The organism is Stutzerimonas stutzeri, from assembly GCF_024448985.1.
In the GTDB taxonomy this organism is placed as follows: Bacteria; Pseudomonadota; Gammaproteobacteria; order Pseudomonadales; family Pseudomonadaceae; genus Stutzerimonas; species Stutzerimonas stutzeri_AP.
The window spans coordinates 128,499-149,139 of sequence record NZ_JAMOII010000009.1 but is presented as its reverse complement, the minus strand read 5'-3'; the positions used below and the strand labels follow the sequence as shown (position 1 = coordinate 149,139).

23 protein-coding genes and 1 pseudogene are annotated in these 20,641 nt (G+C 62.4%); 12 read left to right on the top strand and 12 right to left on the bottom strand.

Features of this window, described 5'->3' with window-relative positions; genetic code table 11:
- Both NA647_RS12440 and NA647_RS12435 read right to left on the bottom strand, forming a co-directional pair.
- The coding region (locus tag NA647_RS12440) for a hypothetical protein (RefSeq protein WP_256057976.1) at nt 1–251 on the bottom strand (251 nt) is incomplete at its 3' end.
- A 663-nt stretch (nt 252–914) separates the two neighbouring features.
- Nucleotides 915–1,661, bottom strand: a complete 747-nt coding sequence (locus tag NA647_RS12435) for a substrate-binding periplasmic protein (protein WP_256057975.1) — start codon at nt 1,659–1,661, stop codon at nt 915–917.
- 208 nt (nt 1,662–1,869) lie between these two features.
- Here NA647_RS12435 and NA647_RS12430 point away from each other — a divergent pair, with 208 nt between their 5' ends.
- The gene (locus tag NA647_RS12430; RefSeq protein WP_256057974.1) at nt 1,870–2,712 is read left to right on the top strand and encodes an SDR family oxidoreductase; all 843 of its coding nucleotides are present in this window, start codon (nt 1,870–1,872) and stop codon (nt 2,710–2,712) included.
- 329 nt (nt 2,713–3,041) lie between these two features.
- Here NA647_RS12430 and NA647_RS12425 read toward each other — a convergent pair whose 3' ends face one another.
- On the bottom strand, nt 3,042–3,476 hold the full coding sequence (locus NA647_RS12425) for a VOC family protein (RefSeq protein WP_256057972.1): 435 nt from the start codon (nt 3,474–3,476) through the stop codon (nt 3,042–3,044).
- Between the two features lie 49 nt (nt 3,477–3,525).
- Nucleotides 3,526–4,224, bottom strand: coding sequence for a YciC family protein (locus tag NA647_RS12420; RefSeq protein WP_256057971.1), 699 nt, complete (start codon nt 4,222–4,224; stop codon nt 3,526–3,528).
- A 275-nt stretch (nt 4,225–4,499) separates the two neighbouring features.
- Between NA647_RS12420 and NA647_RS12415 the strand changes: the two genes are divergently transcribed.
- The 5 genes from NA647_RS12415 to NA647_RS12395 all read left to right on the top strand — a co-directional run bounded on the left by NA647_RS12415 (nt 4,500) and on the right by NA647_RS12395 (nt 8,879).
- Entirely contained in the window at nt 4,500–4,973 is a 474-nt protein-coding gene (locus tag NA647_RS12415; protein WP_256057970.1) for an NYN domain-containing protein, read from the top strand.
- Nucleotides 4,974–5,114: 141 nt separating this feature from the next.
- A complete protein-coding gene (locus NA647_RS12410; RefSeq protein ID WP_256057968.1) occupies nt 5,115–6,443 on the top strand; it encodes a DEAD/DEAH box helicase in 1,329 nt (442 codons plus the stop codon).
- Between the two features lie 225 nt (nt 6,444–6,668).
- Nucleotides 6,669–7,379: an AzlC family ABC transporter permease gene (locus tag NA647_RS12405; protein WP_256048488.1), complete on the top strand. Its 711-nt coding sequence runs from the start codon at nt 6,669–6,671 to the stop codon at nt 7,377–7,379.
- Nucleotides 7,376–7,690 (top strand): AzlD family protein, encoded by a 315-nt coding sequence (locus tag NA647_RS12400; RefSeq protein WP_256048521.1) that lies wholly within the window; start codon nt 7,376–7,378, stop codon nt 7,688–7,690. Before NA647_RS12405 ends, NA647_RS12400 begins: the two co-directional genes overlap by 4 nt.
- Before the next feature lie 169 nt (nt 7,691–7,859).
- Entirely contained in the window at nt 7,860–8,879 is a 1,020-nt protein-coding gene (locus tag NA647_RS12395; RefSeq protein WP_256057967.1) for a CNNM domain-containing protein, read from the top strand.
- A gap of 190 nt (nt 8,880–9,069) precedes the next feature.
- Here the strand turns inward: NA647_RS12395 and NA647_RS12390 are convergent.
- Nucleotides 9,070–9,206, bottom strand: a pseudogene (locus NA647_RS12390) (aminoacetone oxidase family FAD-binding enzyme); the annotation flags it as partial.
- A 21-nt stretch (nt 9,207–9,227) separates the two neighbouring features.
- The gene (locus NA647_RS12385; protein ID WP_256057966.1) at nt 9,228–9,992 is read right to left on the bottom strand and encodes an SDR family NAD(P)-dependent oxidoreductase; all 765 of its coding nucleotides are present in this window, start codon (nt 9,990–9,992) and stop codon (nt 9,228–9,230) included.
- A gap of 395 nt (nt 9,993–10,387) precedes the next feature.
- Here NA647_RS12385 and NA647_RS12380 point away from each other — a divergent pair, with 395 nt between their 5' ends.
- Entirely contained in the window at nt 10,388–11,332 is a 945-nt protein-coding gene (locus NA647_RS12380; protein ID WP_256057965.1) for a helix-turn-helix domain-containing protein, read from the top strand.
- Nucleotides 11,333–11,427: 95 nt separating this feature from the next.
- Here the strand turns inward: NA647_RS12380 and NA647_RS12375 are convergent, their stop codons facing one another.
- Both NA647_RS12375 and NA647_RS12370 read right to left on the bottom strand, forming a co-directional pair.
- Nucleotides 11,428–12,663 (bottom strand): TIGR03862 family flavoprotein, encoded by a 1,236-nt coding sequence (locus NA647_RS12375; RefSeq protein WP_256057964.1) that lies wholly within the window; start codon nt 12,661–12,663, stop codon nt 11,428–11,430.
- A gap of 107 nt (nt 12,664–12,770) precedes the next feature.
- On the bottom strand, nt 12,771–13,691 hold the full coding sequence (locus tag NA647_RS12370) for a histone deacetylase family protein (protein WP_256057963.1): 921 nt from the start codon (nt 13,689–13,691) through the stop codon (nt 12,771–12,773).
- Between the two features lie 66 nt (nt 13,692–13,757).
- Here NA647_RS12370 and NA647_RS12365 point away from each other — a divergent pair, with 66 nt between their 5' ends.
- The 3 genes from NA647_RS12365 (at nt 13,758) to NA647_RS12355 (ending at nt 16,135) form a co-directional block, all read left to right on the top strand.
- Nucleotides 13,758–14,333 (top strand): GNAT family N-acetyltransferase, encoded by a 576-nt coding sequence (locus NA647_RS12365; RefSeq protein ID WP_256057962.1) that lies wholly within the window; start codon nt 13,758–13,760, stop codon nt 14,331–14,333.
- 342 nt (nt 14,334–14,675) lie between these two features.
- Nucleotides 14,676–15,545: an acyl-CoA thioesterase II gene (gene tesB / locus NA647_RS12360; protein WP_256048481.1), complete on the top strand. Its 870-nt coding sequence runs from the start codon at nt 14,676–14,678 to the stop codon at nt 15,543–15,545.
- Entirely contained in the window at nt 15,542–16,135 is a 594-nt protein-coding gene (locus tag NA647_RS12355) for an HAD family hydrolase (protein ID WP_256057961.1), read from the top strand. The genes tesB and NA647_RS12355 overlap by 4 nt, the downstream gene beginning before the upstream one ends.
- A 156-nt stretch (nt 16,136–16,291) precedes the next feature.
- Here the strand turns inward: NA647_RS12355 and trxA are convergent, their stop codons facing one another.
- From trxA to NA647_RS12335, 4 genes are all read right to left on the bottom strand, one after another.
- Complete coding sequence (gene trxA, locus NA647_RS12350; protein ID WP_256057960.1) at nt 16,292–17,161, bottom strand: thioredoxin; 870 nt, start codon at nt 17,159–17,161, stop codon at nt 16,292–16,294.
- 82 nt (nt 17,162–17,243) lie between these two features.
- Nucleotides 17,244–17,774 (bottom strand): RNA 2',3'-cyclic phosphodiesterase, encoded by a 531-nt coding sequence (thpR, locus tag NA647_RS12345; protein WP_256057959.1) that lies wholly within the window; start codon nt 17,772–17,774, stop codon nt 17,244–17,246.
- Nucleotides 17,775–17,858: 84 nt separating this feature from the next.
- Nucleotides 17,859–18,524, bottom strand: coding sequence for a class I SAM-dependent methyltransferase (locus tag NA647_RS12340; RefSeq protein ID WP_256057958.1), 666 nt, complete (start codon nt 18,522–18,524; stop codon nt 17,859–17,861).
- Nucleotides 18,521–18,949, bottom strand: coding sequence for a YbaY family lipoprotein (locus tag NA647_RS12335; protein WP_423836469.1), 429 nt, complete (start codon nt 18,947–18,949; stop codon nt 18,521–18,523). Before NA647_RS12335 ends, NA647_RS12340 begins: the two co-directional genes overlap by 4 nt.
- A 113-nt stretch (nt 18,950–19,062) precedes the next feature.
- On the opposite strand from NA647_RS12335, the gene nrdR reads away from it, so the two are divergent.
- Both nrdR and ribD read left to right on the top strand, forming a co-directional pair.
- Nucleotides 19,063–19,530, top strand: a complete 468-nt coding sequence (gene nrdR / locus NA647_RS12330; RefSeq protein ID WP_131649746.1) for a transcriptional regulator NrdR — start codon at nt 19,063–19,065, stop codon at nt 19,528–19,530.
- On the top strand, nt 19,527–20,636 hold the full coding sequence (gene ribD / locus NA647_RS12325) for a bifunctional diaminohydroxyphosphoribosylaminopyrimidine deaminase/5-amino-6-(5-phosphoribosylamino)uracil reductase RibD (RefSeq protein ID WP_256057957.1): 1,110 nt from the start codon (nt 19,527–19,529) through the stop codon (nt 20,634–20,636). Before nrdR ends, ribD begins: the two co-directional genes overlap by 4 nt.
- Nucleotides 20,637–20,641 lie beyond the last annotated feature (5 nt).

Genomic DNA, 20,641 nt, shown 5'->3' with positions numbered 1-20,641 from the left:
GGAGCGCCATTTACAGCAAGCAAATGCGCTGCACGGCGGGTGGCAGACCACTCAGCAAAAATAACCGCCGCGCCCGGCTGTCTGAGCGCAGCCTCCAAATTACGGAGCATCGGCTTCATCAGCCGGTAATGCTCATAGCCAAATAAGGCGGCCGTGATTTCGAGGCATTCGGAGCGCGAAAGGAAGCTCAAACCTTTGGATTGGGCCTGCTGGTGTGCGTGATAGACGGGAGTAGAGAGAAAACTGCTCATCGGAGGAACCTCTAGACTGTTGATAGTGGGACATCTACGTTCGATGGCAACGATTTCCCGCATCAACTCAAGAGGTTGCGTGCAGTAGGTGTAGCAGAGTGCCTTTTTTAGTCGTTGCGTCTGCGGCGGGCGCCGATGAATCTGAGCCGACTGTGACTTGAAGTGGTTTCTTTGTCCAGCCTGGTTTGAAGAAAAAATAAGACAGGCTGCAACGTCGCATCTGAGTGAGGGTGTCAATCTTTCTTCGGTAATGGAGCTGGTTTGCTCTGGCAGACCTGTCAAACCAGCTCTTGATTAAGGGCGGTTTGTGTCAAACAAAGGTCTTGTGTTTGACGGTCAATAGGAAATCGCCGAAACAGCATCACACATAAGGATTACGGGCGGTTTAGCAGTGTCAATGAAGGGAACGTAAGGTGATACTAGGCACTATTGGCCGGATGATCCGTTGGTCGCCGAGCCCACGGCGCGCGCCAAGCCGCGCGGGACTTGAAAGCAGCTGCAAGCGACAAGCCTCGAGCTGAAAGTCATTAAAAGCTAAGGGCAAGCGAAGCGGGAAGCCAGCCCGGCGCCTACACTGATTCGCTTGCAGCTTGCAGCTTGCAGCTTGCAGCTTGCAGCTTGCAGCTTGCAGCTTGCAGCTTGCAGCTTGCAGTCCAGCTTCCCTTATTCCTCCGGCAGGCCTAGATCCTCACCTGCGGCCGCCATCTCGGCGTAGGCGCGATCCAGTGCATCGAGGATCGCTTGGCTGTCACTCAGCCGACGCGAAGCGATGAAGCGGATCGGCACATTGTGGAGGTTCACATACGGTAATGCCTGCATGCCGAGGTGCTGCAATGCCTGGTCCACCGGAATCTGATAATCGAGCAGATAGTCGGCACGGCGGTGCTGCAGCATTTCCAGCGCCGAGGTATGGCTGCTGGTGCGATGCAGATGAATGCCCAGCTGCGGGTCATTCAGCATCTGGTTCACCACCGGCCAATAGTTATAGCCGCCGATAATGATGACGCCGCGTTTGTATAGGCTCGCCGGCATCGTTGGCGGCGGTGTGTCCGATCGGTGATAGAGGTTGAGGCTGATCTGCGCCAGGGTTGCGCGTCCCTCCAGCGTGTCCGCGGCAAGCTCCGGTTTGCCCGGTGCACCCGGCCATAGGTCGACTGAGCCGTTTATCAAGGCCGCATACAGGCGTGCGCTTGGAAATGCGCGAAACTGCGCGCGATAGCCGGCACGTTCGAATACCCGATGGGTGAGGGCTACCAGTGGCCCCTGCGGTACGCCCTGCGGATCGCTGTAAATGGCGGGTGGAAAGTCGTAAAAACCGACCGTCAGGGTGCGCGGCGGCTCGGCTTCGGGCGCGGCGACGCAGAGTCCCGATAGGGAGGTTGCAAACAAGATCCAGAGGAGAGCTTTCAAGGTAATTCACCGACCCTTGTGGTTGCATGGAGCAAGCATGGTTGCCGGGCGCCTCCGTGTCCAGAATGGCGGCGGGCCGGATGTCGCATTGTGGCCACAGCGTTCATAGCCGCTAAGGCGGAGCCGGTTCTGGCTGACTATGCTGAAACCGAAGATGTGGCCGCCTTGCTCCTGCCGGTGGCCCGTTCATTCGTCGGTGGAGTGGTCTATGTATCGCAAGGTGTTTGCCAACAAGGTCTTCGATCGCAAGGTGGTGCTGATCACTGGTGGATGCGCCGGAATTGGTCGGGCGCTGGCCGAGCGAATGGCGCAGGCTGGGGCGCGGGTGGTGATTTTCGATCTGGAGCAGAATGCGCTCGATGGGCTGGTCCAGCATCTGGTCGATCATCACAACGCCGATGCCCTGGGGCTGCGCTGCGATGTGTCGGATGCGGCGGTGGTGCAGCAGGCCGTTGCGCTAGTGGTGGAGCGCTTCGGCGGCATAGACGTACTGATCAACAATGCCGGCATCACCCATCGCAGCCACGTGGCCGACACCAGCCTGGCGGTGTTCGAGCGGATCATGGCGGTGAATTTCTATGGCGCTCTGCACTGCACCCAGGCGGCGTTACCGAGCCTGAGGGCGCGTCGCGGGCAGATCATTGTCCTCAGTTCGCTCTCGCAATATGCGCCGGTACCTGACCGCGGCGCCTACAACGCCAGCAAGCATGCCTTGCATGGGCTGTTCGAGACCCTGCGCAGCGAGTTGAGCGATACCGACGTCAACGTGATGCTGGTCTGTCCCGGCTATACCGCCACCGATCTGCGCAAAAACGTGCTGATCGGCGATGGCTCCACCGCGCCGCAGCCGGTGTTGACCGTGGGTCGGGTGGCATCGCCGCAGGACGTGGCTGAAGCTGTTTTCCAGGGCGCGCTGAAACGGCGGCGGCTGCTGGTGCTATCGAATCTCGACTGGCGCGCGCGGATGGTGGCGCGCTGCTTTCCACGGCTGTTCGAGCATTTGCTTTTACCGCGGCTGGCGGGCAATCGGTTATCAAGAAGCGTCAACTGAAGCCGCTCTCGCGGAAAGGCGGCCCCCGGCGAGAGGCTTTTGGATTGCTGCAGGCCTGCGGCCTGCTATCGCCGCGAGGGTGCGCCAGCCACGAAAGGCGGTGCGGTGTGTGTGTTGGCTTTGTGGGAGGGCTGCCCCCGGCGCGATGCTTTGGATTGCGGCAGGCCTGTGGCCTGCTATCGCCGCGAGGGCGCGCCTTCCACGAAAGCCGTGCAGTGTGCGTTTTGGCTTTTGTAGGAGGGCCGCCCCCGGCGCGATGCTTTGCTTTTTCGCGCAGGGCTGCGCTGTTTTCGTCGCGATTCCTGCCGCTTCGATGAAAGCAAATGCCGTCAGCCCGGCTGCGCATCGCCATATAACTGTTGCACCAGCGCCATGTCCCAGTACGCCGCTTCGATCTTGTGGCCGTCGAGGTCTCGCACGAAGCAGCCGTAGTAAGGCTCGCCGTACTCCTGCCGCGGTCCCGGCGCGCCTTCATCGGTTGCACCGGCTGCCAGCGCGGCACGATGGAAGGCGTCCACCGATGCTTTGTCTGCGGCGAAGAAGCCTACATGCGTGCCGTTGCCAAGACTGGCCGGCTGGCCATCGATGGGCGTCTGCAGCCAGAACTCGGGATATTCGCGCCCCCAGGCCACCGCGCCGGGGTGGCTCATGATGCGCTTACAGCCCAGCGTTGCGAGCGTCTGGTCGTAGAAGGTCGCGGCTTGCTCGAAGCGGTTAGTGCCCAAGGAAACGTGGGACAGGATGCTGGGGTTCTGGTCGGTCATGGCGTGATGCTCCGAATGTGAGAGCAACCAAGCCTAGACCGACGAATCGTTACTCGCCGTCCTGCTGTTCGCTTTTTGCATCGCCGCCGATGGCTGGTTCGCTGCAGAGCATGAAGCAGCGGAACAGCACCACGGTCGCCAGCAGCTGCACCATCCCGACAGTGCTGTCGACCAGTGCGGCGATCAGTCCGGGCGGTGCCTCGCCGGCCCAGAGCTGGGCGGCCAGCCAGGCTTCGAGAAGCCACAGCGGTAGCAGCACCGCAAGGATGCAGCCGAACACCAGGAGAAAGTGGCCGCGGGTCTGCAGGAAGCTTTCCTTCAGTGCCGCCAACGGGGTCAAGCCACGCAGGACCAGCAGATATTCGGCGAAGGCGATCTTGACCATTACCCACAGCCCCGGCAGCACGAACAGCGAGGCGCCAAGCATGATCAGCAGGGTTCCCAGCCCGGCCAGTACCGCCATCGACGGCCATAGCGGCACGGCACGGGCCAGCACCTCGCGCAGCGGCGGCGCATAGCCACGGCTGCGGGCGTCGAGAAACAGGATCAGCGCGCCGATGTACAACGGGTAGAACACCATGCCGACCAGCAGCTCCTGCGCCGGCACCGCATCCTTGCCGAACCAGTGCTCGACGGCCAGCCTGGCGCAGCTCTCCAGAGCGATCAGCGGCAGGCAGAGACGCGCAATCGACGCCAGATTTCGGGAATAGAAGTACCAGGCGTCACGGAGGATGGTCAGGACATTCATCGCGGTCGGAGCAGTCTCGGAAAAACAGGCGCGCACTTTAGCCCAAGAAACCGGGCAGCGACATGCGCGAACTTTGCCGTCCAAGCAGGCTGTGTGAAAACTGCTGCGCTCGGTTATGCGGCGTTAAAAACAGGCTCGCATGCGAGCTCAGTCCGCTTCCTCGCCTGTTTTTGCGGGAAGCCTAGTTCTTGCCTGGGCGGCCCCGCCTAACCTTCGCTCGCTACGTTTTCACACAGTCTGCATACTGATCGGCCTTTCTCGACTCGGGTTGCCGCGTGAAGAAGATCGCCCTGTTTGCCGATGTGCAGAACCTCTACTACACGGTCCGCCAGGCCCACGGTTGCCATTTCAACTACACCGCCCTATGGGCTGAGGTCAGCGCGCGCGGCGAGATCGTCGAGGCCTATGCCTACGCCATCGACCGTGGCGACGCCAAACAACAGCAGTTTCAGCAGATCCTGCGCAACCTCGGCTTCACCGTGAAGCTCAAGCCCTACATCCAGCGCAGCGACGGCTCGGCCAAGGGCGACTGGGATGTGGGCATCACGATCGACGTGCTGGACGCTGCCGCGCGCGTCGATGAAGTGGCGCTGGCCTCCGGCGACGGCGATTTCGATCTGCTACTCGACCGCGTACGCGCCGGCGGCGCCGAAGCCACTGCCTACGGTGTGCCGGGGCTGACCGCACAATCGCTGATCCGCGCTGCCACGCGCTATGTGCCGATCGAAGGAAAGTTGTTGTTGAGGTGAAGCGGCTGGAAGCCTGAAGCTGGAAGCGTGAAGTCAAAGCAAAATCCTTTCGCCTCAACTCGACACTGGCTTCCAGCTTCCAGCTTCCAGCTTCCATTCCGAGTAAACTGTCTACCTCGTTTTCATCGTTCGGTTTCCGCCATGACTTTCGCCTCCCTGGGCCTGATCGAGCCATTGCTGCGCACGCTCGAATCCCTCGACTACACCACGCCGACCCCGGTTCAGGCCAAGGCGATTCCCGCCGTGCTCAAGGGGCGCGACCTGATGGCCGCGGCCCAGACCGGCACCGGCAAAACCGCCGGTTTCGCCTTGCCGTTGCTGCAGCGTTTGCTCCATGAAGGGCCGCAGGTGGCGAGCAACTCGATTCGCGCGCTGGTCCTTGTGCCGACCCGCGAGCTGGCCGAGCAAGTCCATGAAAGTTTCCGGACCTACGGTCAGAGCCTGCCGCTGCGCACTTATGCGGTGTACGGCGGTGTCAGCATCAATCCGCAAATGATGGCGCTGCGCAAGGGCGTCGATGTGCTGGTGGCGACGCCGGGTCGGCTGCTCGATCTGTACCGACAGAACGCGGTTAAGTTCGGCCAGGTGCAGGCGTTGGTGCTGGACGAGGCCGACCGTATGCTCGACCTGGGCTTCGCCCAAGAACTGGACGACTTGTTCAGCGCGCTGCCGAAGAAGCGCCAGACCCTGCTGTTCTCCGCGACCTTCTCCGATGCCATCCGCCAGATGGCGGGCGAGCTGCTGCGCGACCCGCTGTCCATCGAGGTCAGCCCGCGCAACGCCGCGGCCAAAACCGTCAAGCAGTGGCTGGTGCCGGTGGACAAGAAGCGCAAGAGCGAACTCTTCCTGTATTTGCTGGCAGAAAAACGCTGGGGCCAGGTGCTGGTGTTCGCCAAGACGCGAAAAGGCGTCGACGAGCTGGTAGAGCAACTGCAGGCCCAGGGCGTTTCCAGCGATGCCATCCACGGCGACCGCCCGCAGGCCTCGCGCCTACGCGCGCTGGAACGCTTCAAGGCCGGCGAAGTGCAAGTACTGGTCGCCACCGACGTGGCCGCGCGCGGGCTGGATATCCATGACCTGCCGCAGGTGGTCAACTTCGACCTGCCAATCGTCGCCGAGGACTACGTGCACCGCATCGGCCGCACCGGCCGCGCGGGTGCCACCGGTGAAGCGATTTCTCTGGTGGCCGCCGACGAAGTCGACCAGCTCGCCGCCATCGAGACGCTGATCAACCAGGTACTGCCGCGCCATGACGAGCCTGGCTTCGTCCCCGATCACCGTGTGCCGACCACTCAGCCCGGTGGGCAGATCATTAAGAAGCCGAAAAAGCCCAAGAAACCCAAGGAGAACGCCGCCAAAGGGCGGGTCCATCTGGGCAACTGGTTCGATGAAAGTGAAAAACCCAACGCGAAGGCGATCCGCAAAGTACCGAGTCTGGGTGGGGCGAAGCCCGCTGGAAAGAAGCGTTAAGGAAACGATTCTCCTATTGCGTGCGGCGACAGTCCTCGGCGAAAGGCTTGTTGCTGCGTGACGGTGATAGCGCGGAACATGGTCGCCTTGTTCATGCTGCCGTGAGCCTGGACGACCGTCGTTTGATGCCTGTCTGAATGAATCGACTTTCAACCGGGACCAGCCCATGCATGGGGCACGCTTGTTCGGCGGGCCCAGCTAGTGAAGGAGATAAAGAGGTGGCCTTTGGCAAATACTGATGCAGAACTTCATGCGCTCAGCCGCCATGACGTATGGGCCGGCTTCAAGCAGCTGACACCTATTTCGCTTTTTGTCGTCGTGTTTGGTCTGGCCTTTGGTCTGGCTGCGGCGCAGGCGGGGTTGGATAGTTATTCCATCATGCTCATGAGCGGCCTGGTCTTTGCCGGTGCTTCACAGTTTGCCTCGCTGGAACTCTGGGGCACCCATGTTCCCCTCGTCCCGCTGGTGGTAACCGTATTTGCCGTCAATGCCCGGCATCTGTTGATGGGCGCGACCTTGTATCCGTGGCTGCGTCAATTGCCGCCGTCGAAGCGCTATGCCGTCATGTTCGTCGTCTCGGACGCCAATTGGGCGATGTCCATGCAAGCGTTCAGTCGCAATGAACCTGGGCTGGGTATCTTGTTCGGTGGCGGTCTCGCGCTCTGGACGTTCTGGGTGCTTGGGACCTGGCTTGGCCTTTATTTCGGCAGTGCCATCCATGATCCGGTCAGCCTGGGATTGGACATGGTCATGGGGTGCTTCCTGTTGGCGATGGTCGTTGGCGGCAAGAAAGATCTGCGGATGGCCATTGTCTGGATCGTCGCCGGGTGTTCATCGATGTTGGCGTACTGGTATCTGCCCGCCAATAGCCATGTCGTAGCAGGCGCGCTCGCAGGCGGCATATTGGGCGCGTTGTGGATGGAGAAGCAGAATTGACTTTGGAAACGGCAGGTTCTGGCGCTCTGATCATCATCCTGATCATGGCCGTGGTGACCTTGGCAACCCGCTGGGGCGGTGTGTTCGTGATGTCGTTCGTGCCCATTAACCGCAGGACCGAGCAATTCATCAGCGCTATGTCTGGCTCAGTGCTGGTGGCGTTGCTTACACCCATGGCGGTTAATGGAGACAACGGCGCTCGACTGGCTTTCTTGGTTACGGCTGTCACGATGTTGATGCTCAAGAAACCATTGCCCGCGATCGCTGCTGGGGTGATCGCAGTCGCGCTGTTCAGGCAGTTCTCCGGTTGATAAGAACGGCTTTGCGCTAAAGTAGGTGAGCGCAAAGCCGGCCTGGGTCGCGAGCTGTGGTCAGTCGTAGAAATGAAATGTAGCAAGGATGAACCCCCTGCAATACGCAAGGGCATTGCAGGTTCCTGTAAATTGCGGATTCCCCACTACGTAGTCACCTCGCCGCCCTATGGCCCTCCTGATCGCTTTCGCTGTTCTGTCCATCCTCGTTTCCTTCATTTGTTCGATTCTGGAAGCGGCGCTTCTATCGATTACGCCGAGTTTCATCGCACACCAGAAGGTGACGAATCCCAGACTCTATGAACGCCTCAAGCACCTAAAGGAGAAGGTCGACCAGCCGTTGGCGGCCATTCTTACGTTGAATACGGTCGCCCACACGGTCGGCGCGACGGGCGTTGGCGCCCAGGTCACGCTCGTGTTCGGCAGCGGCTATCTTGGTGCTGCGTCCGCCGTCATGACCGTCCTGATCCTGATTCTCTCGGAGATCCTGCCGAAAACCATTGGCGCGCGGTATTGGCGGGAACTGGCGCCGTACCTGCCTCCTTTGCTCAAGGGAATGATCGTTCTGCTCAAGCCGTTTATTGTCGTTTCCGATCTCATCATGCGGCTGTTTGGCGGCAAGGAGCCGGAGCACAACGTTCGCCAGGAGATCAAGGCGCTGGCCTTGCTTGGCCGTGAGACGAACCAGCTGGATGAGGACGAGCAGCGCGTCATCGGCAATATTCTGGACCTCCACGAAATCAAGCTCCGCGCAATCCTGACCCCAAGGACCGTATGCGAGTACGCCTCGCCGGACGACAGCATCGCGGCGTTCAAGCAGAAGGTCAGCGAAAGCCAGTTCTCGCGCTATCCGGTCATCGGCGACAACGAAGATCCGCTGGGCGTGGTCTTTCGTTATGACATTCTGGCCGCAGCGGATGACAGCACGGTCGCCTCGATCATGAAGCCCATCAAGATCACCTCGGAACTGACGAGCGTAGAAAACCTGATGACTCAGCTGATGCGTGAGCGGCAGCACATGTGCCTCGTCTATGACGAGTTCGGCAGCTGGCAAGGGCTGGTGACGCTGGAGGACGTGATCGAATACATCATCGGCCAGCCGATCATGGACGAGACCGATGACATTCCAAACATGCGCCGCTTCGCGAAGCGACGCTGGGAACACCGCATCAAGGCGTCGCGGGACTAAGCTGACGTTCAGCTCGTAGGGCCGAATCATTTGGCCGCAGATTGCAAAGGCAAACAGGTTTGGCCCTTCGGTCGAGCGGGAGGGCCGGTACAGCCTTGAGTAATCGTGAAATTACGGCCTCATGTGCCGACCGTACTGCACGGCCATCGATTCGCTTAACCCCCAGCCAGCCACCGCAACATCGTCCAGCCGCTGCCTTGCCGCTCATGAAGAGGCGATGAGCAGGTAGCGAGCGGTCTGGGCTTCCCGGTCGAGCATCTCACCGGCGCAGAACACGCCCGGTAGCTGGCGCAGCATCAGCTTGCCGTCCAGCGCCTCGAAGGAAACGGCCGGGATTTGGCTCTGCTCTCAACCCGCCGTCACGGTCATGCCGCCATCGACCATCACGACCGAACCGACCATGAAGCTGGCGCGGTCCGAGGCCAGAAAGGTCGTCACCTCGGCGATCTCTTCCGGTTGTGCGGCGCGTCCGATGGGTGCGGCTTCGCCGTGTTTGGCCAGGAAACCGGGGCCATCGTCGACGACCTCGTTGAGGATGTTGGTGACCACATCGCCCACGCCGATGGCGTTGACGCGGATGCCATGCTCGATTGCCTCCAGCGCCAGCGTGCGCGTCAGTTGTGCCAGTGCGCCCTTGGACGCGGCATAGGCGGCGATGGTGGGAAAGGCGAAGTACGAGGCGTAGGAGGCAATGTTGACGATGGCGCCCGAGCGGCTCGGCAGCATCGCCTTGATCGCTTCGCGCGAATGAAGAAAGGCTGCGGTGACATTGGTCGCCTGGATGCGCTCCCAGTCCTCGCGTGTCATGTCGATGACCGGCTTGTTGATGATGATCCCGGCGTTGTTGACCAGAATATCCAGCCGTCCGAACTGTTCCACCGCCGGCCCCACCGCACGCTCGGCCGCGCCGTCGGCGGTGATGTCGGCCACCAGGGGCACCAGCCCGGGCTGCGCCAACGTCTCTACGTCGGGATTCAGATCCTCGGCGACGACCTTTGCGCCGCGGGCATGCAGCATTTGAGCGATGGCCTTGCCGATGCCGCTGGCGGCTCCGGTAACCAGGACGACCTTGCCTTCGACTTCCTGGGGAACGCGGTGTTTGATATCAGTCATGCGTATTTCCTCCGATACGGGCCAGGCGAGAGATTCACCAGCCGGACGCTTGTGAGCGATGCCGGGCTCACTGTCGCGTAAACCCGGTACCACGGCTTTTGCGGCCTTGCGCGGACTGTTGGAGTCTTGCGCGGAGCTGAGAATAGCCAGTCCGCCGTTGGGTGCTAACCGCTTTCCCCTCACCCTAGCCCTCTCCCGCAGGGAGAGGGGATTGCTCCGGTGTCAGGCCCACCCCGGCGATTCAGTGGCTCCAAGCCGCCCCCTCGCCCCTTTGGGGAGAGGGTTGGGGTGAGGGGTTGGCTTCCATCCAGCGCATTAGCCCGACCAGATACGCATCCCAGATTCCGGGCCTGAGCTAACCTCTTCGATCGCGTCGCTTTTTTGTGGACTTCGCAATGGAGGCGTCCTTGCAGCAATCCGATTCTGATCTGCCTCCCGTGATGGACGGCCAGCGCGTGACCGCCGAAGCGATGCCGCACTTTTTACCCGGTAAGCCGCTGTCCTTGCCGCCGCGCCCGCCGGTGCAGGATGTGGTAGTGCAGCTGTTCAGCTATCAGGGCCTTGCCGAACCCATCCTGGTTCCCGCCGTGGTGGAGCCGCTGTTGGTGCTTGTGCTGTCCGGAGCGGCTACGGTCGAAGAACGTGCCCTTGATGGCGAATGGCAAGCCACCGAGGTTCAGGCTGGCGACTTTTTCCTGACCAGCACCAGCGAACCATACGAGATGCGCTGGCAGGTGCATGGCGACGCCCGTTTCGAGGTGATGCACCTTTATCTCAGCCTGCCGCTGATCGAGCAGGCCGCTCGCGACCTGCACGGCGACCGGTGCAACCCGGTGACTTTTCTCGATGTCTCTGGCGCTCACGATGAGCGCGTGACTTTCCTGCTCGAACAACTGCGGCTGGAGCTGTTCAGCGAGCGTCAGCCCAGCCCGCTATTCGTGCACAGCCTGGCCCTGGCGCTGGCCATACACTTGGTGCGCACCTACCCGGATCCGCACAACGCCGCCAGGGGCGCGAATGCGCTACAGACCTACAAGCTGCGCCGCGTTATCGAAACCATGAAGGCGCGTCTGGCCGAGGAGTTCTGCCTGCCTCACCTGGGGCAGATCGCCGGCCTCAGCGACTACCACTTCAGCCGGCTGTTCAAGCGCGCCACGGGTCTGTCGCCCTCGCAATATTTCATCCGCCTGCGCATGGCACGCGCACGCCATCTATTGCTGGAGACGGAGATGAGCGTCATCGAGATCGGCATGGAAGTTGGATACTCGAGCCCCAGCCACTTTTCCCAAGTCTTTCGTCGTGAGGTGGGCGTGACGCCGAGAGCCTATCGCCAGATGTGAGTTCGGCCTGCGTCGAAGTCTCGGGCTTGCGTGCGGCACCGATCAACGGCGTCCTATTTATTGCCTAGGCGCCCGCACAGGAGGTGGGGTTCGGCTCATGCTGTCGCCGACAGCCAACACAGCATGCCCTCGGCCGCGGCGCGGCCGCTCGCGAAGCAGGCGGTGAGCAGGTAACCACCGGTGGGCGCTTCCCAATCGAGCATCTCTCCGGCGCAGAACACTCCCGCTAGCTGGCGCAACATCAGCTTGTCGTCCAGCGCCTCGAAGGGCACGCCGCCCGCGCTGCTGATGGCTTCGTCCAGCGGGCGTGGGCGCAGCAGGGTAATGGGTAGCGCTTTGATCACTCCGGCCAGCGCTTGCGGGCTTTGGAAGGTTTCGGCGTCGGTGAGTTCGCGCAGCAGGGCGGCTTTGACGCCGTCCAGCTTCAACTGACGATGCAGGTGCTTGGCCATGGACTGCGAGCCGCGCGGTTTGGCCAGCGCGGCGGCGATCTGCGCTTGGGAACGATCCGGCAACAGGTCGAGCAGAACGGATGCCGAGCCTGTTGCGTTGATCCGCTCACGGATGTCCGCTGACAGCGCATAGACCAGGCTGCCTTCGATGCCGGTCGCGGTGAGGACGAATTCGCCCCTTCGCGGTGTTGCGCCGGGCAAAGCTAGGCCGATGGTCTTCAGCGGCGCGCCGGCGAATTTCTCGACGAGGTGTGCACTCCAGCCTGACACCTCGAAACCGCAATTGGCTGGCTGCAGCGGCGCGATGGCAACGCCACGGGCCTGCAGCAGCGGCACCCAGGTGCCGTCCGATCCCAGCCGGGCCCAGCTACCGCCGCCCAGGGCGAGCAGGGTGGCATCCGGTTTCAGCAGCGTATCGCCTTCCGGCCCGGCGATACGCAACTGGCCATCGTCGCTCCAGCCCAACCAGCGGCGGCGGGTGTGAATCTGCACGCCGCTATCGCGCAGGCGCTTGAGCCAGGCGCGCAGCAGCGGCGCGGCCTTCATGTCGGTGGGGAACACCCGGCCGGAGCTGCCGACGAAGGTATCGATGCCTAGGCCGTGGATCCATTCGCGCAATGCATTTGGGGCGAAGGCTTCGAGTAGCGGCCGCAGCTCTCCGGCCCGTTCGCGGTAGCGCTCGATGAATGCGGCGAAATCCTCTGCGTGAGTGATGTTCATGCCGCCGACGCCGGCCAGCAGGAACTTGCGACCCACCGAGGGCATGGCGTCATACAGGTCGACCGCGATGCCGGCTTGGCTCAACACTTCGGCAGCCATCAGCCCGGCTGGGCCGCCGCCGATGATGGCGACGCGGGAATGTGTAGGAATCGAAAGCATGGTTCAGGTCTGGCGGTACGAGGCCGGCATTGTAGCGAATGCCGTTCCGATACTCGCCGGCATCATCGTGCGCCCGCCCATACAAAAAGCGCTAGCCAAATGCGGCGTCAAACCAGCCCGTAACGCTCCCAGGCTGCGGCGGCGCTGAAATGCAGCTTCGCATGGCGCCGGGCGAGCAGGGCGCGGTCCTTGTCGTAACCGCCGCCGATCAGCCCGACCAGCGGAATGTCGCGCCCCAGGCAATGTTCGATGACCGCGCTGTCTCGCATTGCCAGGCCCTCATCGCTGAGGTTGAGCAGGCCCAGCGCGTCGTCACGGTGGACATCGACACCGGCGTCGTAGATCACCAGGTCCGGCTGATACAGGGGCAGCAGATAATCCAGCGTGTCGTTCACCGTCTTGAGGTAATCGGCGTCACCCATCCCTGGCGCGAGGGCAATGTCCCAGTCGCTTCGCGCCTTGCGCGCCGGGAAGTTCTTCTCGCAATGCAGCGACACGGTCACAGCGTCGGGCACCTGTTCGAGGATGCGGGCGGTGCCGTCGCCCTGATGCACGTCACAGTCGAAGATCAGCACGCGGCCGACCCGGCCGCTTTCCAGCAGCGACAGGGCAATCACCGCCAGGTCATTGAAGATGCAGAAGCCCGAGGCGTGGTCGTGATGGGCGTGGTGGGTGCCGCCCGCCAAATGACAGGCCAGGCCATGCTGCAAGGCGCGCTCGGCTGCCAGCAGCGAGCCGCCAACCGCGCGAACGGTGCGCTGGGCCAGTTGTGGGCTCCAAGGCAGGCCGAGGCGGCGCAGTTCCTCGCGGCTCATGTCTCCCGTGCAGTAGCGTTCGACGTAAGCGCGATCGTGGGCCAGGGCGAGAATGTCGCGTGGGCAAATTTCCGGGCGCAACAGCGCTTCATCCGTGGTCAAACCGCTCGCAATCAGGTGATCACGCAGCAGCCGAAACTTTTCCATCGGAAAGCGATGCCCGGACGGTAACGGCGGGCTGTAATCATCATGAAAAATCAGCGGTAGAGACATTGTTCGGCGCCCGAGTGGTCAGCCGGAAGTATGCCGACTCGGCAACGGCTCTCTCAAGGAAGCGGCATGGAAGAAGCGACAGTACGTATCGAACTCGAGACACCGCGCCTGCGCTTGCGCGGCTGGCAAGACAGCGACCTCACACCGTTGACACAGATATGCGCCGACCCTCGGGTGATGCGCTATTTTCCGGCATTGCTCTCGCGTGACGACTGCGCGGCGGCGATGGCGCGCTGCCGTATTCACTTCGCGCGGCACGGCTTCGGTTTTTGGGCGCTGGAGCGCAAGGACGACGGACGTTTCATCGGTATGGTCGGTTTGGCTTGGAGTCGTCTGCAATTGCCGTTCTGTCCCGCCGTGGAGATCGGTTGGCGACTCGCCAGCGATCAATGGCGCCAGGGCCTGGCCCGGGAGGCGGCGTTAGCGGCCCTGGACTGTGCCTTCGAACGTCTGCAACTGGCGGAAGTGGTGGCCTACACCGCTGCGCTCAACGAACCGTCCAGAGGGCTGATGGCAGACCTTGGCATGCAGCATCAACCGCAGGAAGACTTCGATCATCCTGGCGTGGCCGAAGGGCATCCGCTACGCCCACATGTGCTGTACCGGATGCGGCGGGATAACCCGGTCGTTGCCCGACGATAAGTACAATTATTAGGGTCTATTGCCGTTTCGCTGCGAGCCGCGTTGCTGCGCCAAATGGCGCCAAGCAAGGCGCGGGACGCAGGTAATGGTCGTTCCCTTGCCAAGTCCCGCAACGCCGCATGGCGACATTTGCCGCGCAACCCGAAGGGACGGGCCGGTTTTTGCGCGATACGGCGTTTCTCGTCGCTTATTTGGAACAACCAAACTGCGCGACTCGTGCCTTGTCTCGCGCAAAAACCGGCACCGTCGCGGCCGCGACGAAACGGCAACAGACCCTAGAGCGAAACCTGCCGAATCCGTAATATTGCGCGCCTTGCCCGTGCCGCCTAGAGGAACAACATCATGACCGACACCCTGGATACGTTGGTGAATCTGCTTTCGCTGGAGCGAATCGAGGAAAATCTGTTTCGCGGCGCGAGCCAAGATCTGGGCTTTCCGCAACTGTTCGGCGGTCAGGTGGTGGGTCAGGCGTTGTCCGCGGCGAGCCAGACCGTGGCGCCTGAGCGTCATGTGCATTCCATGCACGGCTATTTCTTGCGCCCGGGTGATTCACATCAGCCAGTGGTCTACGACGTCGACCGGGTGCGTGATGGCGGCAGTTTCACCACCCGGCGCGTCAGTGCGATCCAGAAAGGGCAAACCATCTTCACCTGCAGCGCTTCGTTCCAGGCGGACGAGACCGGTTACGAGCATCAATTGCCGATGCCCGAGGTGGCCGGACCGGAAAATCTGCTCAGCGAGTGGGAGCTGCTGCATAAACTGACGCCGCTGGTGCCGCCGCGGGTGGCTGAAAAGCTGCGTCGCCCCAAGCCCATCGAAATCCGCCCCGTGACGCTGCAGGACCCGATCAATCCCGCACCGATCGAGCCGATCCGGCACATCTGGTTTCGCGCCGATGGCTCGCTGCCCGACAACGCCGCGCTGCACAAATATCTGGTTGCCTACGCTTCGGATTTCAGTTTCATCGGCACCGCGCTGCAGCCGCACGGCGTCAGCTCTTGGAGCAAGTTCATTCAGCTGGCGAGTCTCGACCATGCCATCTGGTTCCACCGCGAAGTGCGTGCTGACGATTGGCTGCTCTACTCCATGGACAGCCCTTGGGCCGGCAACGCCCGCGGTTTCGCCCGTGGCAGCATCTTCAACCGCGCCGGGGAACTGGTCGCATCGGTGGCGCAGGAAGGCCTGATTCGCGTGCGTGAGGATTGGAAGTGAAGCTGGCCGACGCGCGGCACTGGGTGTTCGACATGGACGGCACTCTGACCATCGCCGTGCATGATTTCCCGGCGATCAAGCGAGCGCTGGATATCCCGCTGGAAGACGACATCCTGCATCACCTCGCCGCGCTGCCTGCCGATGAGGCGGCAAGCAAGCGCGCGTGGTTGCTGGAACATGAGCGCGAGCTGGCCTATGCCGCGACGCCTGCACCGGGCGCGCTGGAGTTGCTGCATGAATTGCGTGACCGCGGTTGCCGGCTCGGCGTGCTGACGCGCAACGCCCATGAACTGGCGCTGGTGACCTTGCAGGCCGTGGGCATGGGTGACTGCTTTTTGCCTGACGACATTCTCGGCCGTGACGAGGCACCGCCCAAGCCCGATCCGGGCGGTTTGTTGCATTTCGCCGAGAAATGGTCAGTGCCGCCGCGTGAACTGGTCATGGTCGGCGACTACCGCTTCGATCTCGAATGTGCGAAGGCTGCTGGCGCTCGCGGCGTGCTGGTCAACCTGCCGGAAAATCTCTGGCCCGAGCTGACCGAATTGCATGCCCGCGATTGCCTGGAGCTGCGCCGGTTGCTGGGCGGGTAAGGACGCCAGGCCTGCGCCCGTAGGGCCGAACTTGTTCGGCCTTTGTATCACCGTGGCCAAATGAATTCGGCCCTACAGTCGTTGTGGGAACCCGCTCGCAGCAGCGGCGCAATCACTCAGGCGTGCCCACGCAGGAGCATGGGCACGCTCAACTGCTCAGTAAATCGCCTGATACAGCTTGCGCCGGTAAGTCGTGACCAGTGGGTGGTCGTTACCCAGCAGGTCGAACACCTGCAACAGCGTCTTGTGCGGCTGGCCGTCGGCGTAGTTGCGGTTGCGCACGAATAGCTTGAGCAAACCATCCAGTGCCGCTTCGTGCTGCTGGCGCGCCAGTTGCTGGATCGCTAACTGGTAGGCCGCCTCGTCATCCTCGGCGTTTTGTGCAAGACGGCTCTTGAGGTCGGCGGATTCCGGCAGGTCGTTGGCTTGCCGGAGAAAAGTCAATTGAGCGCGTGCGGCAGCGAGTGCCTGCTTGTGCTCGTCGCCCTTGACCGCACCGAGCACCGTTTCGGCCTCGCCCAGCTCGCCGCGTTCGGCCAGGCAGCGTGCGTAGAGGATCAGCGCCGCAGCGTTTTCGTTGTCTTCGCTCAGCAATTGCTTGAGCAGGCTTTCCGCCTCACCGATGCGCACTTCGGCAAACAGCGCCTGCGCGGTCGAGAGCAGATCGGCATCGGGCGCGGTGGGTGCCGGCACGTGGGGATCGAGCATGGCGCGAATCGCCGATTCCGGTTGGGCGCCGGCAAAGCCGTCGACCGGTTGGCCGTCCTTGAACAGCACCACGGTAGGCAGGCTGCGCACACCGAAGCGCGCCACGACGTCCTGTTCGATATCGCAATTGACCTTGGCCAGCAGCAACTCGCCCTGATACTCCTCGGTGATCTTCGCCAACAGCGGCATCAGCGCCTTGCACGGCGCGCACCACTCGGCCCAGAAATCCACCAGTACCGGCTTGTGAAAGGAGTTTTCCAGCACCAGTTGCTCGAAATTACTGGCGGTGACGTCGAAGATGAAGGGAGTCTGGCTCATCGGAACTCTCGAAATTGGCGCATGCGAAATGAGGCGAGCATGTTAAGTGGGGGCGAGCCGCTTCGGAAGCAAGTGGCGACAGTCAGCCGCTCGGTGCTGTCAGCGGCCAACCGGCCAGTTCCCGGTAGTGCGCGCCGCTCGGCGTATTGACGGAAAGGAACAGGCCGAAGCGCTCCACGTGCCATTCGAACGTGGGCGGCGTTATGTGCGGTTGCGTCGGTGCATTGCGCACTAGGGTTACATGGGGCAGAAACGGCCGTGCATCGAGGGCGAAGCCATGCGTGGACAGCCTCGCATGCAGTTGCTCGACCAATTGGCGCAACGGCGGCGGCAGCTGGCTTGGGATCAGGCAGGCGAAGCCATGACCGATGGTTCGCAGCTGGTCCAGCCGCAGCGTGAAAACGTCAGCGCGCAGATGGCTGCCGAGCTGTTTCAATTCATCCAGCGCACTCGCCGGCTGGCTGCCGAGAAAGGCCAGGGTTAGGTGCAAGTTGGCCTGCGCCACGGGTCGACCATCGAGATTTTGCGTGTCGCGCCAGCTGCAAATCGCGTCCGCAAGCGTCGGCGGGCAGGGGAGAGCAAAGAACAGGCGCAGGTCTTTTTCGGTCGTCATCGCTTCCTCAGCCTCCGATTACACGCTGCTCACGACTGGTTGAATACGCTTCGCACTTTCGACCTGCCCCCAGCTTCCAGCTCTCTAATCAACTCCCGTCCTTACCGCATGATAGAGGCTGACTCGACGGAATTCCGCTGGCTCGGCGAGATCCGGCCAAGTGCAGGCGTCAAGGATATCCAGGTGGCTATACAGCGGGTGTTTGAAGTCGCGCACCCGCGAATCCGCAACCAGCGCTTCGCGGCCTCGGCTCAAGAATTGATCCAGCAACGGCAAATTGGCGCGGTCGTAGAGCACGTCGGCGACGATGATCAGGTCGTAGCGGTCGGCCTCGGCGAAAAAATCCCCGGAATAGCTCAGCTGGACGTCATTGAGCTCGGCATTAGCCCGGGAGGCAGCCAGCGCCAACGGGTCGAGATCGCACGCGACGACTTCCGCCGCGCCCGCTTTGGCGGCAGCGATCGCCGCAACGCCCGAACCCGTGCCGAAATCCAGCACGCGCTTGCCGCGCACCCACTCGGGGCGCTCCGCCAACCAGCGTGCCAGGACCAGGCCGCTGGCCCAGCAGAAACACCAGTAGGGTGGCTCTTCGAGAATCCGCCGGGTTTCTTCGGGGCTGAACGCACGATCCATATTGTCCGCATCGATCAGCCAAAGACGGATGTCGGTATCGGGCAGGTTTGCGATGCTCAGACGCGCGTCGCCGAGCAGGTCGGCCAATGCCGCCTGCAATGCAGCGGGCGGGGTCAAGGCGCTGGAACCAGGCGTAGCGGCCCCAGCGATTGGCTGGCCGGACTGCTGATCTGTACGGCTGGCAGGCGCATGATCAACTGTCCCGAGCGGGTGACGCGGCCGCGCAGTTCGACCTGTTGGTCCTTGGGGAAATTTTCGGCGTTGAACTTGAGAATGAACGGCAGCTCACCGCCGCGCCCCTTCAAGCTGACATTGCTTAACAAGCGATCGGGCTGGTCTCGGCGGTTGACTTCCAGCAGGGCCAGGTCGACCTCGCTGTCGGCCGGGACGCCGATCAGGCTGCCATGCAACTCGTGCAACGGATTGGTCGCCTGAGGTGGATCCTCGAAGGTGACGGGTGCGGCGGGACGCTGGGCCTCCTGGCTCGAACAGCCGACCAGGGCCAGGAGCAAGACGGGCAACATGAAGGGGCGTAACTGCACGGACGGCTCCAGAACGTGACGTTGATGCGCGCCTGTATAGCAACAATCCGCTCGATTTGTCTTGCCGACGCGATGCGCTACCATGGCTCTCCGACGTCTGACAGCTCTAAACCATGCATTGTCCCTTCTGCGTTGCACATGACACCAAGGTCATCGACTCGCGGCTGGTCGCTGAAGGCGATCAGGTCCGTCGTCGCCGCGAATGCCTCGCCTGCGGCGAACGCTTTACCACTTTCGAAACCGCCGAGCTGGTCATGCCCCGGTTGATCAAGCAGGACGGCAGTCGCCAGCCGTTCGACGAAGAAAAATTGCGCGCCGGCATGCAGCGCGCATTGGAGAAACGACCGGTCAGCGTCGAGCGGCTGGAGGAAGCCATCGCCCACATCAAGCACAGGCTGAGGGCCACCGGCGAGCGTGAAATCAAATCACGGGTGCTCGGCGAGTTGGTGATGGCCGAACTGCAAAAGCTCGATGAGGTGGCCTATATCCGCTTTGCTTCGGTCTATCGGCGCTTTCAGGATCTCAACGAGTTTCGCGAGGAAATCGAACGTCTGTCGCGCGAACCCGCCAAAACCGAATGAACAGTAACGATCACGCCTGGATGGCCCGCGCGCTACAGCTGGCGCGCAAAGGGTTGTATTCGACGCATCCCAATCCACGTGTCGGCTGCGTCATCGTCAAGGATGGCCAGCTGCTCGGCGAAGGCTGGCACGTGCGTGCCGGCGAGCCGCATGCCGAAGTCCATGCGCTGCGCCAGGCTGGTGAACGCGCGCGCGATGCGACCGCCTACGTCACGCTAGAACCTTGCAGCCATCACGGGCGGACGCCGCCCTGTGCCGAAGCGCTGGTCGAGGCGGGTGTCGGGCGCGTGGTCGCGGCCATGCAGGACCCCAATCCGCAGGTCGCAGGCCGCGGTCTGGCACGCTTGCGCAGCGTTGGCATCGAGGTCGCCAGCGGCGTACTGGAAAACGAAGCGCGGGCGCTGAACGCCGGCTTCGTCAAGCGCATGGAAACCGGCCTGCCATTGTTACGTGCGAAACTTGCGATGAGCCTCGACGGCCGCACCGCCATGGCCAGCGGCGAAAGCCAGTGGATTACCGGCCCTGCAGCGCGCGCCGAGGTGCAGCGGCTGCGCGCGCAAACCAGTGTGGTGCTGACTGGTGCCGACACGGTGCTGATGGACAACGCACGGCTGACGGTACGCGCTGCCGAGCTGGGGCTGGATGACGAGCTGACTGCGCTGTCTATGCAGCGTCCACCGCTGCGCGTGTTGGTCGATGGGCAATTGCGCGTGCCGCTGGATGCGCCGTTCTTTCAGGCTGGCTCGGCTTTGGTGGCGAGCACTGGCGACGAGCAGGCCGCAAGCTATCAGGCGGCAGGACATGAGTTATTGGCGTTGGCCAGCGATGTTGGGCGTGTTGATCTGCGCCGTCTACTGGTCGAACTCGCCAGCCGTGGCGCCAATGAAGTACTGCTCGAAGCCGGTCCGCGGCTTGCTGGTGCTTTTGCCGCGCTGGGGCTGATTGATGAATACCAGATATTCGTTGCCGCGAAATTTCTCGGTTCCTCGGCTCGCCCTTTGCTCGACCTGCCGCTGGCGCACATGAGCGAAGCGCTCGAAATGAAGATCGAGGACATCCGCGCGGTCGGCGACGACTGGCGCATCGTCGCCCGTCCGGTCGGCTGATCCGA

Bases quoted from the DNA above. Each gene is read 5' to 3' on its own strand.
- NA647_RS12375 (WP_256057964.1), bottom strand. From the start codon at position 12,663: ATGCTTTCGATTCCTACACATTCCCGCGTCGCCATCATCGGCGGCGGC.
- trxA (WP_256057960.1), bottom strand. From the start codon at position 17,161: ATGAGCCAGACTCCCTTCATCTTCGACGTCACCGCCAGTAATTTCGAG.
- NA647_RS12385 (WP_256057966.1), bottom strand. From the start codon at position 9,992: ATGACTGATATCAAACACCGCGTTCCCCAGGAAGTCGAAGGCAAGGTC.
- thpR (WP_256057959.1), bottom strand. From the start codon at position 17,774: ATGACGACCGAAAAAGACCTGCGCCTGTTCTTTGCTCTCCCCTGCCCG.
- NA647_RS12370 (WP_256057963.1), bottom strand. From the start codon at position 13,691: ATGTCTCTACCGCTGATTTTTCATGATGATTACAGCCCGCCGTTACCG.
- ribD (WP_256057957.1), top strand. From the start codon at position 19,527: ATGAACAGTAACGATCACGCCTGGATGGCCCGCGCGCTACAGCTGGCG.
- NA647_RS12365 (WP_256057962.1), top strand. From the start codon at position 13,758: ATGGAAGAAGCGACAGTACGTATCGAACTCGAGACACCGCGCCTGCGC.
- NA647_RS12425 (WP_256057972.1), bottom strand. From the start codon at position 3,476: ATGACCGACCAGAACCCCAGCATCCTGTCCCACGTTTCCTTGGGCACT.
- NA647_RS12430 (WP_256057974.1), top strand. From the start codon at position 1,870: ATGTATCGCAAGGTGTTTGCCAACAAGGTCTTCGATCGCAAGGTGGTG.
- NA647_RS12395 (WP_256057967.1), top strand. From the start codon at position 7,860: ATGGCCCTCCTGATCGCTTTCGCTGTTCTGTCCATCCTCGTTTCCTTC.
- nrdR (WP_131649746.1), top strand. From the start codon at position 19,063: ATGCATTGTCCCTTCTGCGTTGCACATGACACCAAGGTCATCGACTCG.
- NA647_RS12420 (WP_256057971.1), bottom strand. From the start codon at position 4,224: ATGAATGTCCTGACCATCCTCCGTGACGCCTGGTACTTCTATTCCCGA.
- NA647_RS12410 (WP_256057968.1), top strand. From the start codon at position 5,115: ATGACTTTCGCCTCCCTGGGCCTGATCGAGCCATTGCTGCGCACGCTC.
- tesB (WP_256048481.1), top strand. From the start codon at position 14,676: ATGACCGACACCCTGGATACGTTGGTGAATCTGCTTTCGCTGGAGCGA.
- NA647_RS12380 (WP_256057965.1), top strand. From the start codon at position 10,388: ATGGAGGCGTCCTTGCAGCAATCCGATTCTGATCTGCCTCCCGTGATG.